Annotated in this window: 9 protein-coding genes and 4 pseudogenes; 7 read left to right on the top strand and 6 right to left on the bottom strand. The window is 66.8% G+C overall.

What is annotated here, in order from left to right; all coding sequences use genetic code 11:
• Positions 1-227: 227 nt before the first annotated feature.
• Entirely contained in the window at positions 228-500 is a 273-nt protein-coding gene (locus ACZ62B_RS02160) for a hypothetical protein (RefSeq protein WP_155553632.1), read from the bottom strand.
• An 87-nt stretch (positions 501-587) separates the two neighbouring features.
• On the opposite strand from ACZ62B_RS02160, the gene ACZ62B_RS02155 reads away from it, so the two are divergent.
• Positions 588-782 carry a hypothetical protein gene (locus tag ACZ62B_RS02155; protein WP_468885875.1) on the top strand — a complete coding sequence of 65 codons (195 nt, stop codon included), beginning with the start codon at positions 588-590 and terminating at the stop codon, positions 780-782.
• Positions 783-880: 98 nt separating this feature from the next.
• On the opposite strand, the gene ACZ62B_RS02150 is transcribed toward ACZ62B_RS02155, so the two are convergent.
• Positions 881-2,062 (bottom strand): tyrosine-type recombinase/integrase, encoded by a 1,182-nt coding sequence (locus ACZ62B_RS02150; RefSeq protein ID WP_468885877.1) that lies wholly within the window; start codon positions 2,060-2,062, stop codon positions 881-883.
• Positions 2,063-2,110: 48 nt separating this feature from the next.
• Positions 2,111-2,632, bottom strand: coding sequence for a hypothetical protein (locus tag ACZ62B_RS02145; protein WP_114873073.1), 522 nt, complete (start codon positions 2,630-2,632; stop codon positions 2,111-2,113).
• An 853-nt stretch (positions 2,633-3,485) separates the two neighbouring features.
• Here ACZ62B_RS02145 and ACZ62B_RS02140 point away from each other — a divergent pair.
• Entirely contained in the window at positions 3,486-3,869 is a 384-nt protein-coding gene (locus ACZ62B_RS02140; RefSeq protein ID WP_468885879.1) for a hypothetical protein, read from the top strand.
• A gap of 5 nt (positions 3,870-3,874) precedes the next feature.
• On the opposite strand, the pseudogene ACZ62B_RS02135 reads toward ACZ62B_RS02140, so the two are convergent.
• A pseudogene (locus tag ACZ62B_RS02135) lies at positions 3,875-4,702 on the bottom strand (IS5 family transposase).
• Positions 4,703-4,769: 67 nt separating this feature from the next.
• Positions 4,770-5,726: pseudogene (locus tag ACZ62B_RS02130) on the bottom strand (IS481 family transposase).
• Positions 5,727-5,977: 251 nt separating this feature from the next.
• Between ACZ62B_RS02130 and ACZ62B_RS02125 the strand changes: the two are divergent.
• Positions 5,978-6,343 (top strand): hypothetical protein, encoded by a 366-nt coding sequence (locus ACZ62B_RS02125; protein WP_468885882.1) that lies wholly within the window; start codon positions 5,978-5,980, stop codon positions 6,341-6,343.
• 74 nt (positions 6,344-6,417) lie between these two features.
• Complete coding sequence (locus ACZ62B_RS02120; protein ID WP_468885883.1) at positions 6,418-7,671, top strand: serine hydrolase domain-containing protein; 1,254 nt, start codon at positions 6,418-6,420, stop codon at positions 7,669-7,671.
• A gap of 77 nt (positions 7,672-7,748) precedes the next feature.
• Here ACZ62B_RS02120 and ACZ62B_RS02115 read toward each other — a convergent pair.
• Positions 7,749-8,161: pseudogene (locus tag ACZ62B_RS02115) on the bottom strand (transposase); the annotation flags it as partial.
• Positions 8,162-8,342: 181 nt separating this feature from the next.
• Between ACZ62B_RS02115 and ACZ62B_RS02110 the strand changes: the two are divergent.
• From ACZ62B_RS02110 to ACZ62B_RS02100, 3 genes and pseudogenes are all read left to right on the top strand, one after another.
• Positions 8,343-9,305 (top strand): hypothetical protein, encoded by a 963-nt coding sequence (locus ACZ62B_RS02110; protein ID WP_468885884.1) that lies wholly within the window; start codon positions 8,343-8,345, stop codon positions 9,303-9,305.
• A gap of 63 nt (positions 9,306-9,368) precedes the next feature.
• A pseudogene (locus ACZ62B_RS02105) lies at positions 9,369-14,399 on the top strand (golvesin C-terminal-like domain-containing protein); the annotation flags it as partial.
• Positions 14,396-14,881: a hypothetical protein gene (locus ACZ62B_RS02100; protein ID WP_361038003.1), complete on the top strand. Its 486-nt coding sequence runs from the start codon at positions 14,396-14,398 to the stop codon at positions 14,879-14,881. The pseudogene ACZ62B_RS02105 and the gene ACZ62B_RS02100, both read left to right, overlap by 4 nt.
• Positions 14,882-14,979 lie beyond the last annotated feature (98 nt).

The following is a 14,979-nucleotide window of genomic DNA, read 5'->3' as shown; positions in this document are numbered from 1 at the left end:
AACGAGTGCCGTCCGGGACGCGTAGTTCAGTACGATTTGACGGTGCGGTGCTGACTCCCGTGCTGGTTTGGTGCTGACTAAAATCCCACGTCATCACCCGTCCTCACCTGTCCCGTGCTGACTTGGTGCTGACTACGCTCCGTTGAACTCGGGCATCTGGGATTGATCGACTCAGAGTCGTTGCGCGGCAGGTGACCGGACTGAGAGACCGAGTCCGGCCTTGCCGCTCAGCCGCCGTCAGCACTGGCAAAGGCGCTGAGTCTGGGCACGGTGCATCCTGGTCCCAGGAGGTTCTTCGTCTGCTGGCGGTACATCATGAGAAAGGGTCTGTTGCGCGATCGGGTGACATCTGAACTGGCTTGCCCTGTGGGGCGGGTGGGAAGGATGTCGCTGTGCCCAAGCCTTATCCGGAAGAGTTCCGCGAGGATGTCGTACGGGTCGCGAGGAATCGCGGCCCGGGCGTGACGGTCGAGCAGGTAGCCGCCGACTTCGGGGTCCACGCGATGACGCTGTAGAAGTGGATGCGCAGGAGTCCGGGCGTCCACTGAGAGAGGTGGTCGACGATGGTGGTGGCGTAGGCATGGGCAGTGCCGACGTATGCCGAACGCGGTGATCATCCGTGGGAGCGTGTCGTCGAGACGACGAACGAACTGCTTGCGGCCGTCGGTGACATCAAGAACACCACCCGGCTTGAGACGGCCCTCGAAGCGTTCGGACAAGCCGTCGTAGCGGTATCCCAGCCCCGCTCATCCATGTGGGCGCGCCTCCGCGGCCGGGCCTGACGGCGCAGGAAAGGGCCCGGTACCGACGGGGGATGCAGTACCGGGCCCCCTCGACCACCGTAACCGCGCGGAGGGCGCGGGGCGGACGTTCCTGCGTACTACCCCTCGGCCGCGACCGCCAGATCGTGCACCGGAACCCGCTGGAAGACGTCCCGGTTGGCGTCCTGGACCGGGCGTACGTACCGCTCACGGGGGATGGGTGAGCCCTTCTTCCACCGGCCGGCCTCCCAGAGTTCCTCGTCCGTCGCGCCGCTCACTCCGAGGTCGGTAGCGCCGCCGGCGCGAAGGCCGTGAGAGGAGACGGGACGCCCGTCGCTCTTCAGCCCGGCTGCCGCGAACCACAGCTTCACCCGGTCATTCACGGTCTGCGGGCGCAGGTAGATGCCCCGCTTGGTGGCCCCGCCCCCCTTCGTGGCCCGGGTCTCCGGCGTCGCGACCTTTCCACTCCGCAGAACCTCCCGGAACAGGGGCCCGGTCGTGATGTCCTGCTGCTCGAGGTAGCCGACCCAACGACGCATCCGAAACACCAGGTTGAGGTCCGCCCGGTCATGCAGGGCGATCGTCTGCTCCTCACCCTTGTGGGTCTTGTCCTCGGCAAGCCACACCAGCACCCGATCGTCGAGGATCATCACGTCCTCCAGGTCCAAGCCGACGTCCTCAGCGCTGCGGCCGAGGAACCGGTACCCAAAGGCGAACATCGCCGCATCCCGCCAGCCGATCGGCCGGCCGTCCGCCTCCGCCTTCTCCATCATCGGCACCAGGTACGGCAGCGTGATCGGGAACGCCTCCTTCCTGCGCAGCGCCCGCTTGTTCTTCCGCCGGTACTGCGCCAACAGCGCCAGATACAGGCTGTTGTCCGGCTTCTTCCCCGCCGGCATCGACGTACGGATGAGAGACATGTAGTGCCGGATCGTGCTGGCCTTCAGGCCCTTCGCCATCAAGTGCCGGCCGTACTCGGTGTACGTCGCCGTCGTGCACGGCTTCGCCACCCGCCCCTGCTCCGCACACCACGCCTCGAACAACCGCATCGCGGTGCGCCGCTGCGGCGATCCCTCCGCGTCGGCCTCCTTGATGGCTTGGGCGGTCTCCTCGCTGACGTACAGGTCCCGATCCGTGTACGTCGTGCGCGGATCGCCGGTCGTCGGGATGGCCTCGCCGGGCATCAGCACCGTGTGCTGGTCGACGAGCGGGAGCCCAGCCGCCGGAGCGACGGGCACCAGCTCCCCATCCTCGACGAGTTCGGCGTCGACGATCTCGTCGGTTTGACCGCGCAGACTCATGCTGACGATGCATCCTTCTCCGGGGCGGGCCGGGACGCGCCGCCCACGTCACGCATCTCCCTGTTCTTGCAGGTACTTGCTTACTTCGTTGGCGAGGGAATCCTTGGCGCGGGTGGCCTTCTTGGAGGTGCGGGTAGCTGCCTCTGGCACGTCGGCGCCGCCGACCCACACTTGCGGGTCGGACGGCTCGTCGTCGATGCGCATGCGGATCTGGATGTCGAGGATGTCGAGGCGGCGGGCGGGAGCGGCTGCGTAGAAGGTTGCTGAGGCGCGACGCAGCGGATACAGCTTGAAGCCTTCAATCTCCCGGGAGTTGTAGTCGAGGTACACGGAGTCCCCGTCCCTGCCGGCCCGGACATCGATGTGGCGCCGTTCCAGCTTGATCTCGAACCATTCCTCAGCACGGTTCTCAACCGTGACGCGGAAGCTGAAGTAGGTGAGCCCCTTCGCGTCGCTGTCCCGGCCTTCGGGCGGGATGTCCCCCTTCTTGAGCGAGTGGACGCGGACCCGGATTCCTTTGTGGTCGTCCTCGTACTCGCGCCAGTCACCGATGACGTTCGGCTGATGCATTCCCACCCCTGGTGTCTCTCGCAGCGTCGCGTGCAGGAGGCAAGATTACCGACAACAATCAGAATTGTTGTCGGTTACTGATTAGTAGCAGCAATCCCCGCCGCTGCAGGACGGCGGTCGACGACCTTCACGGCGCCGTCGACCATCTGAGTAGGGACCAGCTAGACCTCCGGGACCCAATTACGCCGTACTGCGCCTTCAGTCAGCAGTTGAAGTGCTCCACAGGGGTCCGCCTCCAGCGGGAGCATTGGCCCCTCATCTTCAAGAACCCCGGGCTGGCCACCGCAAGAAGTTCGAAGTCAGCGACTTCGACAGTTGCAGCACACGAAATCTGGGACCGCCGAAATATGGGAGTTGCCTGCGTGTGCGGTACCACATGGCACAGGTTGTAGAGACCGTCCAGGGGCGTCTACGGCAGTCCACTGCGGGCATGAAATTGCAGGTCAGAGCCTCTTGGTCCGAGGCGGTCTGCCTAGTTGCTGATGGCTGTGTGACACGCAGGTGATATGACGAGGTCCCACCGAGGTCGGTCCTGGTGGGATTTTTGCCCGGTTCCGTGAGACGTCGAAGCCGCACCGGAGCGCTCCGGTGCGGCTTCGACGTGAGGTCGAACGCACTGGCGCGCATGATGCGGTCGGTGCCTCGAAGGAGTCCGTGTGCCCGTGGCTCTCTCAGCTGCCTGATTTGCGATCGCACCCGCTCAACCGTCCGTACGGAGATGCGTTTCCCTCCCAGCGCGGCCGGGACGCGTGAGTTCGGGAGCGGTTACGGCCGGACCGACTGGCTTTCCACCAGTAGCTGAACTGGCCATCTCGGCTAGGGTCTGTCTCTTGGATCCGTCCGTGAGATCGTCGTGCTCGTGATCGAGTCATGGGTGATCAATGACGACAGCCCAGCCCCTGTGTCGTCGGCGGGGGTGGTGGGGGCTCTTCGGTCGAGGATCGACAGCGGGCTGCTTGAGACGTGGCTGACCAGTTCGTCTGGACGGTTGCTGGTCTTCGTGACGAATGCCGAGCGAGCGATGGTGGTGCTGTTCGAAGGTGAGGGTGATCCCGGCGAGCACGCCGTGGACCCCGGAACTGCGGGGTCGAGCGACGGGTTCGTCCTCTCCAACGGGCAGGGCGACGAGTATCCGGATGAGGACACCGTCCCCATCCGTGAGGCATTCAGGCTCGTGGAGCACATCGTTGGCACGGGCTCTTGGCCTGCGGACGCATGTTGGGTGGTCGATCGCTGAGCGGTCTATCGCCGTGCCCAAATGAGGATCGCGGCGAGGTGGAGCGCGGCCTGGTAGGCGATGGCGAGCTTGTCGGTCCGCATGGCCAGGCCGCGCCATTGCTTGAGCCGGTTGATGCAGCGTTCGACTGAGTTGCGCTGCTTGTATGCCTCGGCGTCGAAGGCGGGCGGCCGGCCTCCGGCACTGCCTCGCCGCAGCCGGTGGCCGATCTGGTCGGAGGGCTGGGGATGACAGCGTGGATTCCGCGTTGGCGGAGGTGACTTCGGATCGCGCGGGATGAGTACGCGCGGTCCGCGAAGACGGCATCGGGGCGGGTCCTCGGTCGTCCGGGGCCGCTTCGCGGAACGCGGATGGCGGCCATGACGGTCTCGAAGGCCGGGGCTTCGCCCGCCTGGCCTGCGGTGACGCGGAGGGCCAGGGGCCATGCACGGGCGTCACTGGCGAGATGGACCTTCGTGCTCAGGCCGCCGCGGGAGCGTCCGAGCGCGTGGCCGTCGGGTTCGGCCCGGCCTGGAGCCCTTTTTTCCTGGCGCCGGCGGAATGCTGGTGAGCCCGGCAGACGGTGGAGTCCACCGACACGGTCCAGCCGATGTCGTCAGCGTCGTCGGCGCTGCCAGGACCGCGGCAAGGATGCGTTCCCAGGTGCCGTCCACGGCCCACCTGAGCAGCCGTTTGTGGGCGGTCTGGAACGAGCCGAGTTCGTCGGGCAGGTCCCGCCAGGGCGAGCAGGTGCGGCACTTCCACGCGATGGCCTCCAGGGTTCGGCGGTGATCGGCCGACCGCCGACCGCCGACCGGATCGGCCGGCATCAACGGCTCGATCCGGTCCCGCATCACATCAGTGATCACTAACCGGACGGACACATCCGATCAACTGACCAATGAATCAAAGAGACACGCTCTAGCTGTGTCGTTCGGAGAGGTTGGTGCCGCGGCTGGCGGGTGTGTGGCCGCCGATGCCGGTGTGGGGTCGGTGGTAGTTGTACCAGTGCAGCCAGTGGGTGAACACTTCCCTGCGTTCGTGGTCTGAGGTGTAGGGCTTCTGGTAGGCCCATTCGTCGAGCAGGGTGCGGTGGAAGCGTTCGACCTTGCCGTTGGTCTGGGGCCGCCAGGGCCTGGTCCAGCGGGGGCTGATGTCCAGGTCGCGACAGGTGTTCCGCCAGGTGTTCTTGCTGTAGGCCTAGGCGTTGTCGGTCAGGACCCGTTCGATGCGGATGCCCAGGGATGCGAAGTAGGCCGTGGCCCGGACGAGGAAGGCAGCGCAGGTCGGGGCGGTCTCGTCGGGCAGGTCCTCGGTGTAGGCGATGCGGCTGTGGTCGTCGAGGGCGGTGTGCAGGTAGGCCCAGCCGGCGCCGTTGGTCCGGCTGCGGTGGCCTTCGGCCCGACCGAGAGTCTTGTGGCCGCCGCCCTCGGGGATCCGGCCCAGCTTCTTGACGTCGATGTGGACCAGTTCGCCGGGTCGGGCGCGTTCGTAGCGGCGGACGGGCTCGCCGGTGGCCCGGTCCAGGGCGGCCAGTGGCGGCAGGCCGTGCCGGACCAGGATGCGGTGGGCGGTCGAGGCGGCGATGCCGCATCGGACGGCCAGTGGCAGCGGCCCGATCCCGTGCTCGCGTCGCGGCCGGAGAACTTGCTCCTCGACGGCGGCCGCGGTCCTGCGGGGCTGGTGGTGCGGGCGGCTGGAGCGGTCGCTCATTCCGGTGACGCCGAGCTGCCGGTAGCGGCGGGCCCAGCGGCTGGCGGTGGTGTGGCTGACCTGGAAACGCTCGGCCGCCCGCCGCACGGACCATCCGTCCTCGACGACGCAGCGGGCCAGGCGGAGTCTCCCGGTCTCGGTCAGCGGGGCATTACGGTGGACCACGAGGGCCTCCTGAACTCGGTGGAGATGTCGCAATCCACACCGAACCCGGAGGCCCTCCCCCATTTCAAGAACCCAGCACGCATGTCACCAACGTCCCAGGACAACACATCTAGCGGGGCGCTGCGCCGTCAGTGCAAGTCGTTCGAGCGGGTCGACAGGGTCAATCCGCCTATGACGCAAGAGACTTCGAACTATGGGTCCGGCAGCACGCACTCGACGCGAAGCCGCGAATTGAGGAGGAGACTCTCGCCATGGACGGCGCAAGGACGGCCTCTGGCATCCGCCGGCAACGCCAACGCGAACAGCTCCTGCTCGACACGCGCCGAGCAGTGCGCGAGATTGCGGCCGCGGAGGGCATTGACGGGCTGACGCTGGCAGCGGTGGCGAGTGCGGTTGGCGTGAGTCCCTCCCCGCGCTCTACCGGTACTTCGACGGGCGCGACGGACTGGTGCCGGGCCCTCTACAGCGATCTCACCACCGAGTTAATCTCCACCGTGTCGGTGGCTGTGAACCGACAGGACGCTGACGACCTCAGAACTCACCATCACGCGTTGCTGCTTCTCACCGGCACAATCAGCAGGGGGACGGCAAGGAGGGTGGTGGCCGCCGGGTGGTAGGGGGGTCAGCACCACCTCCGTCCGGGCAGCCAGCCGGATGGTCCGCGGCGCCGGCCCTCCGTAGCGTTCCGGCCATGGAGATCACGAAAAGTGCGCGGTGGGGCCGGTCCGGACGGTGGCGTGCGGGGCTGGCCGTGGCCGGGGTCGCCGCAATCGGGACCGCATCGCTTCTCGGGCCGGGCACCACGGCGGAGGCCATGGGCACCGGCAGGGACACGCGGTCGCGGCTGCAGCGGGACGCGGACGCGGTGCGAGACACGGGAGCCACCGGGCTGACGGTGCTCGCCCGGGACGCGGCCGGGCGCGAGACGCAGGCCCGGTCCGGCACCGCGAGCCTGAAGGACGGGGGCCGGGTGCCCTTCGACGCCTACTACCGCATCGGCAGTGACACCAAGACCTTCACGGCCGTGGCCGCGCTCCAGCTCGTCGGCGAAGGCACGCTGAGCCTGGACGACACCGTCGAGCAGTGGCTGCCCGGGGTGGTCGCCGGCAACGGCAACGACGGCAGCCGCATCACCCTGCGCAACCTGCTCCAGCACACCAGCGGCCTGGCCAACTACACGGACATCACCTTCGAGGACCCGGCGGAGCTGACGCCCGAGCGCTTCCACGCACAGCGGTTCCGCTCGCAGACCCCCGAGGAGCAGGTCGCCGTGGCGATGGAGCGCGCCCCCGGCTGGCTGCCGGACGCGGACGATCCGGGCGCCGAGACGCAGTGGGCGTACTCCAACACCAACTACGTGCTGCTTGGGATGGTCATCGAGAAGGCCACCGGCAACCCCTGGGCGCAGGAGGTGCACGACCGGATCATCGAGCCGTTGGGGCTGCGCCGCACGCTGATACCAGGCACCTCGCCGTACGTGCCGATGCCGACGGCCGCCGGGTACACGCAGTTCCCCGGCCGGGACGACCTCACCGACACCACGCTGGCCGTGGGCGGCGGTGCGGACGGCGGCATCATCAGCACCACCCGCGACATGAACACCTTCCTGCGCGCCCTGATGGGCGGTCGGCTGCTGCCGCCGGAGCAGTTGGAGCAGATGCGCACCACCGTCCCGGCGCCCGGCTATGCCACCGGCGGCAGGACCCGCTACGGGCTCGGCCTCGCCTGGCGCCCGGCCGAGGGCTGCGGGGGCGGGATCTGGTACCACGGCGGTACGTCCTTCGGCACCGCCTCCGAGACCGCCGTCACGCCCGACGGCCGGGTGTCGGCCGCGGCCGCTGTCTTCACCACGCGCTTCGGTGACGAGAAGCGCTTCCTCGAGCAGGTGGAGGCCGCGGTCCGTCTGCTGGACCGGGCGGTGTGTGGCGACCGGAAGCGCGGGTGACCAGGGGCGCACGCCCGCAGAAGACACCGCTTGATTTCTTCGATAGGAGTCGCGTAGTCGGGAGCGTGGGCCCACAACAGGTCCACTCGATCGTTTTTCAGACGTCGCAGGCTCGCCTCCAGCGATTCGCGTACTGCGGCGCGGAGGGCGGTCAGGGCCCGTATCCCGCCGGCGGCGAGGGTGTCGACGAGCCGGGAGACGGTCGAATCGGAGGTGACCGGCCCGAACGCGGCCGGCTCGGCCCGCAGCATCGCGACATCGGCCAGGCAGTCCCCGCCCAGCGTCACCGCGAACGCCACATCCAGCAGCGCCTTGCCCGGATCGTGCACCGTCCGGGCCTTGCGCCACGGCGCGAACGCCGCCGATAGCGCCTGGTGCAGGCCGGTCTTGCGGACCGTCTCCACCAGCAGCACGGGCCCGGCCTGCGAGACCGCCCCACGACCGCCGCCCTCGACGCGGACACGCGGGTAGCACCGATACGCTTCTCCACCTGGGAAGCGCTTCTTTCCTTGCAGCCGACAGGCTCCTCAGCAAGTCCCGTCGTTGCAGTTCACAGGCACTTCCCGCCTTTTTGATCAACCCTCGGACAGCCCGCTTGGTGAAAGCGCGAGGATGGAAGCTGCAGCGAAAGTACGGCAAATCAGCATGTCAAGCGGCCTTACGATCCATGCATGACACAGCAGTGGATATCTGCCTTGAGCTTCGGCTCCTTCACCCCACCCATGACCGCTGGTGGGAAGCCGCCGACGACCGATCCCCGCAAGGACATCGAAGACATCGCCATGCGTTGGCAGTCGCACAGTGGCAAGGGATCAGCAGCAGGGATGGCGTCAATGGCACTGCTGCGAAGGACCAACGTCACAAATTACGGCCTGTTGATCAACCGAGTGGTGGAACTTCATGGCCTCGCGGGAAGCATCGGTGAGCAGTTGACTCTCGCCTGGGCCGCTGAGCAGGATGCACAGCGCTGGCGGTCACCCGATATCGAGCGAGATCGGCAGCACGTGCAGGCTATCGAGTACACCCAGCGCATGGCAGTGCGAGCGCTATGCGAGATGAGTTCCCACTTCCTGCTGGGAACAGCACACAGCCTGGCCAACCTCGTGCTACGCATCCTGCTGTGCAATCCGGCTGCCGCGGTGGTCATCAACAGTGCCAAGAATGTCAAGTCCGCTCAGGGTTTCCCACCCGGGTCTGTTGCGAAAAGCGCGTGGCAGACTTTCTCCCCCACTCGGGAGCTTTGGTCGAAGACGCTGCCCCAGGCAGCCAAGCAAAGCGAGCTCAGGCCCTTGGAGGCCCTCGTGAAGCACCTCGTCACACTTCAGCGCGATCACCGGTTCATCGCGCTGGACGACCGGCGCGGCATGGACTATCACCGGCATCGGCCACAGTCCCTTGACCAAGCTTCCCCCGCAGAAGGCACCTGGTCCTACGACGAGTCCACCAAAACCTCTCGTGTGGAACTCGCCGGTGTACGACCGGATCCTCGCAGTGACGAGGTCGCCGTCCATAACGTTTGTGTAGACGCCTTGGTATGCATCGCTGACGCGGTGCACACAGCGGAGCCGTTGATCGAGGATTCTCTGGCAGCGTGCCACCTGGCTTGGTCGCCGAAGAGTACGCGGCTGCTGTAGTTGAGAGCGAGGCGTTCCGGTTCCTTGGACGGTGAAGGGGAGAGCGGGGGGACTCGCGGTGGACCGGTGCCGGACGCCTGGACGTTGCTGCGCCCGGACGGCACCCGCTTCTACTTCGGCTGCGACGGCTATCTGACCTCGGTGGTCGACAAGAACGGCAACACGCAGACGTACACGTACGAGGAGCGCAAGTCCAACAACAAGCCGACGAAGTTCCTCACGTACATCACCGACCCGGCGGGCCGTCAGTCCCTCACGGTCGACTACTACAAGAAGGGCGACGCGTCGTACGACTACATCGACGACACCGGCGCCAAGGTCACCGGCTCCAACCTGACCAACTCCAAGATCTACGACCACATCAAGTCCGTCACGGACATCTCCGGCCGGAAGATCTCCTTCTACTACACCGACAAGGGCCTGCTGGGGCAGTTCACCGACGGTGACGGCGCCGCGCAGCCGAAGATCTTCAAGTTCACCTACGACGCCACCCAGGGCAACAAGAACGTCAAGCTGGTCAAGGCGACCGACCCGCGCGGCAACGCCACCCAGCTCGCGTACAACACCCCCACGGCGGGCGACAACCCGAAGTACCACTGGTGGACCAAGACCATCACCGACCGCCTCGGCGGCGACACCGGCTTCACCTACGCGGCCGACACCGTGAACACGGGCTTCACCAGGACCACGGTGACGGACGCCGAGAACCACGCCACGCGGTACGTCACCGACGACTTCGGTCGCGCCGTCGAGACGACGAACGCGAAGTCACAGGTCACGAAGATGGTGTGGGATGCCGACAACAACGTCACGTATCTGGAGGAGGACAACGGCGCCAAAACCGCGTACTGCTACGACCAGAAGACGGGTTACTCGCTCTGGCAGCGCGACGCGGAGAACAACAGTACCGGCGTCCCGCCGCAGTCCGACTGCGCGCCCGGCACCTACCCGGCCAACGCGGCGAAGTTCGAGTATCAGACCCGCGCCGACGGCTACTCCGCCGACCTGTTCCGCAAGACCTCACCCGAGGGCCGCGCCTGGCAGTTCGGCTACGACACCTTCGGCAACCTGAAGACGGTCACCGACCCCAAGGGCGTCGCCACGACGACCGCCGGTGACTACACCACGTCGTACGAGTACGACTCCTACGGCCAGCTCGCCAAGGCGATCGACGCCAACGAGAACTCGACGTCGTACAGCGGCTTCGGGCCCACGGGCTACCCGGCGACGATCACCGATGCCCTGACCAACGAGACGCTGTTCGAGTACGACGACCGCGGCAACGTCACCAAGGTGACCGACCCCAACGAGAAGGCGACGACCCAGAAGTACGACACCTTCGGCCGTCCGCTCGCCAGCACGACGCCCAAGGAGCAGGACAAGGGCGTCCTGGTCACCGTCCCGGCCCCGGAGTACGACGCCAACGACAACGTCACCAAGTCGACGGTCCCCAACGGCGCCGTCTCCACGGCGGTCTACGACGCGGCCGACCAGGTCACCTCGGCCACCGCGCCCAAGGACACCAGCACGTCGGCCGAACGCAAGTCGGCCTACACCTACGACAAGGTCGGCAACCTCAAGACCACAACAGAGCCCAAGGGCACGCTGACCACCACCGACACCACCGACTACGTCACCACCCAGCACTACGACGCGATCTACCAGCTCACCTCGGTCGTCAACGCCGCGGGTGACAAGATCTCCTACGAGTACGACAACGTCGGCAACCTGGTCACGGTCGTCGACCCCAAGAAGAACGCGACCGCCGGCACCACCGACTACACCACCAAGACCGCCTACGACCTGAACCACCGGGTCACCAAGGTCACCGACGCGGCCGGGAAGACCACCGAGCGGACCTACGACAAGGACTCGCTGGTCGTCTCCACCACGGACGCCGAGAACAACACCACGACCGTCTCCTACGACGAGCGCGGCAAGGTCTCCGCGATCAAGGTCCCGCACTCGGGCACCACGTCGATCACCTACCGGACGACGAAGTACGAGTACGACGAGGTCGGCAACCGCACCAAGCTGATCACGCCGCGTGCCGTCGCGGCCGGGACGACCACGGCGTTCACCCAGCGCACCGAGTACGACGCGCTGAACCGCCCGGTCAAGCAGTACCAGCCCTACGATCCGGCGGACACCCGCCACAACGACCCGAACGTCTACACCGAGACGGTGTACGACGCGGTCGGCCGGGTGGCGAAGACCTCGCTGCCGCCGTCCGACGGGCAGACGGTCCGCAACGACACCACCTACAGCTACTTCGACAACGGCTGGGTGCGGTCGACCACGGACCCGTGGGACATCGTCACGACGTACGACTACAACGACCTCGGCAAGCAGACGGCCAGGACGCTGACCTCGGCGGGCGGTTCCTCGGACCGCACCATGAGCTGGACGTACTACCCCGACGGCAAGCTCAAGTCGAAGTCGGACGACGGTGTTCCGGTCGGCAGGAGCGTCGTCCTCGTCGACAACTCCGACACCCAGAACACCTCCTCCACCGGCACCTGGACGAAGGGGGACCGCACCGGCCAGCAGGGCTACGACCACGTCACCCACGCGGCGGGCACCGGCACCGACGCCTTCACCTGGACGCTCAACGTCCCCAAGGACGGCACCTACACCGCGTACGTGAAGTACCCGGAGGTGACGGGCGCCGCGACCACGGCCAAGTACACGCTCACCCACGGCACCACCACCGAACCGTCGGTGACCAAGGACCAGACCGCGAACCCGCGGACCTGGGTGCAGTTGGGCTCGTACAGCCTCAAGCAGGGCGAGGACACCGAGCTGAAGCTGGACCAGAACAGCGGCGGCGTCGCCGTCGCCGACGCGGTCAAGCTGGTCCGCGACACCAGCGGTGAGACCGACGACGAGAAGAAGACCTTCGCCTACGCCTACGACGTCAACGGCAACCTGACCTCGATCGACGACACCTCGTCCGGGGCCAGGATCGACGCCTACTCGGTCGCCTACACCGGCCTCAACCAGGTCCAGAAGGTCACCGAGGCGCTCGCCGGGCAGGAGAAGAAGGCCACCTCGTACACCTACGACGCCAACGGCCAGCCGGAGACGGTCACCCACCCCGACCAGTTCTCCCGGTACACCTACGACCTGCGCGAGCTGGTCAAGACGGTGTCGGTCGGCAAGTCGGCGACGGACGCCGACCCGAAGGTGACCTCGTACACCTACACCGACCGCGGCCAGAAACTGAAGGAGACCAAGGCCAACGGCAACACGGTCGACTACACCTACTACCTCGACGGCTCGCTGAAGACCTCGGTGGAGAACAAGGGCAACGGCACCCTCGTCGCCTCGCACACCTACGCCTACGACGCCAACGGCAACAAGGCGCAGGACGTGGCCGAGAAGATGAACGCCGACAACCACACGGCGTACCTGTCCTCCACCACCGACTACACCTACGACCCGGCCGACCGGCTGCGGGAGTCGGTGAAGACCGGAAACGGCGCCGCCACCGAGACCTACGTCCACGACGACAACGCCAACGTCATCCGGCAGACGGTCAAGGGCAAGGAGACCGTCTACGGCTACGACCGCAACCGGCTGCTGACCGCCAGCACCGGTGGCGTCACCGCCGACTACAACTACGACCCCTTCGGCCGTCAGGAGTCGGTCACCTCCGACGGTGAGATCGTCGAGCGGAGCGTGTACGACGGCTTCGACCACGTCGTGGAGTCCCAGAAGATGGACGACACCGGCGCGCTGAAGTCGACGAAGTACACCTTCGACCCGCTGGACCGCACCGCGTCGAAGACGACGGACGGCAAGACCACCGACTTCGCGTACCTGGGCCTGTCGACCGAGGTCCTGGACGAGAAGGTCGCGGGCGAGCTGACCAAGTCCTACCAGTACAGCCCGTGGGGCGAGCGCCTGTCGCAGGTCAAGCACAACGGCGACGGCACGACCGAGGACGGCTACTACGGCTACAACAGCCACACCGACGTCGAGACCCTGACCGACGACACCGGCAACACCAAGGCCACCTACGGCTACACCGCCTACGGCGCGGACGACGACTCCGAGTTCACCGGCGTCGACAAGCCCAGCGCCACCGATCCCACCAAGGAGGCGTACAACCCCTACCGCTACAACGCCAAGCGCTGGGACGCCCACTCCGGCACCTACGACATGGGCTTCCGGAACTACGACCCGGGGCTCAACCGCTTCACGACCCGGGACATGTACAACGGCGCCCTCGCCGACATGGGTCTCGGTACCGATCTGATGACCGGTAACCGCTACGCGTTCGGCGGCGGCAACCCGTCCACGTTCATCGAGTACGACGGCCACCGCCCGGTCGAGTGCAACGAGTCCGGGTACAGCTGCCGGATGAACAGCGCGGGCGGCTGGGACATCGACTACGTCGAGCCGAGCGCCGATCTGGACCCGGCCCCCGGGACGGACTCCTACGGCGGAAGCGAGGCCGACGCGCAGAAGCTGAGCAGCCAGACCGTCGCCTGGGGCCTCGCCTACGCGAAGAAGTACGGTGTCGACGAGCAACTGGTCGTCGCCCTGCTCATGCAGGAGCAGCCGTTCTACACGACGTGGCCGGAGGGCCTGGACGAGATGGCGAAGTGGGGGGTCTCCACTGGCGGCGCGTGGACCGCGAGGCTCATCGACAGGGACCCCAGCTCCGGCTCCGTGCAGATGAAGGCGGCGACCGCTCGCCAGACGCTGATCGACGCCGGTTACGATGAATTCGAGGGCACATCGCTCGATGCCATCCGTCACGCGCTGAATGTGAACGAGGAGTTCGCCGTCTCCGTCGCGGTCCTGAAACTGAAGGTGGACACCACCAGGGGCAGCAACGCCAAGCAGGCGTATCTTGGCTACTCGCTCAGCGACGACGAGGCGGCCCGTCTGCGCGTCCCGGGTGACAACCTGGCGCAGAGCAGCTCGATCATCTCCAGGAGATCGGCGCGGTTCGACGCGAACATGGCCTACCTGTCCGGAACCGGGCAGTCCATGTCCGACCTGTTCGGGCTGTCGTCGCTGCCGGCCACTCAGTACGGGGATCCGGGCGGCTTCTGCTCCAACGTCGTGAGGAACTGTGGATGATCCTGCAATGGACAAGAACGCTCCGCCTGACGGGAGCGGCCGTGGCCGTCGTCGTGTTGGCGGCCGGGTGGATTCTCATCCGTGAGTGGATGCAGCTGCCCGGTGTGCCGGACGACGTGGTCGAGTCCGCCGCTTCCGGGAATGTGCGCATCCTGGCCGAAGGGCACTCCTCGAACCCGGGGAACGACTGGGAGGAATCGCTCGCCCTCCTTGCCGTCTCCCCGGTGTCCGCGGACGGCGATCCCGTCGAGGACATCGCCAAGTCCCTCCGGTCGGCGGGCTGGAGCACGCGAGCGGGCGGAGTCGGTCCGCTGCTCTTGTCCGGGGACACTCCGGCGGAACATCCCGAATACGGGGTGACGGTGCAGAGCTACGAGGACTTCCCCTGCCTCGCTCGACCCGAGGTCTGTGAGGAGTTCGAGAGCGCGGCGGAAGACGGCGACGAGAACCTGTTCGTGGCCACCTTCATGCCGTACGTCTGAGAGTCCCGTCCACAGTACCGACGAGGGGCCCCGGTCAGCCTGGCGCTGACCGGGCCCCCTCCGCGGTCCACCGGAACTCCTCCAGGGCCGTCGAGTGT

Source organism: Streptomyces sp. NPDC053426 (assembly GCF_055585405.1).
This window is presented reverse-complemented; position numbering and strand designations above follow the sequence as displayed.

Bases quoted from the DNA above. Each gene is read 5' to 3' on its own strand.
- ACZ62B_RS02100 (WP_361038003.1), top strand. From the start codon at position 14,396: ATGATCCTGCAATGGACAAGAACGCTCCGCCTGACGGGAGCGGCCGTG.
- ACZ62B_RS02145 (WP_114873073.1), bottom strand. From the start codon at position 2,632: ATGCATCAGCCGAACGTCATCGGTGACTGGCGCGAGTACGAGGACGAC.
- ACZ62B_RS02150 (WP_468885877.1), bottom strand. From the start codon at position 2,062: ATGAGTCTGCGCGGTCAAACCGACGAGATCGTCGACGCCGAACTCGTC.
- ACZ62B_RS02120 (WP_468885883.1), top strand. From the start codon at position 6,418: ATGGAGATCACGAAAAGTGCGCGGTGGGGCCGGTCCGGACGGTGGCGT.
- ACZ62B_RS02125 (WP_468885882.1), top strand. From the start codon at position 5,978: ATGGACGGCGCAAGGACGGCCTCTGGCATCCGCCGGCAACGCCAACGC.
- ACZ62B_RS02110 (WP_468885884.1), top strand. From the start codon at position 8,343: ATGACACAGCAGTGGATATCTGCCTTGAGCTTCGGCTCCTTCACCCCA.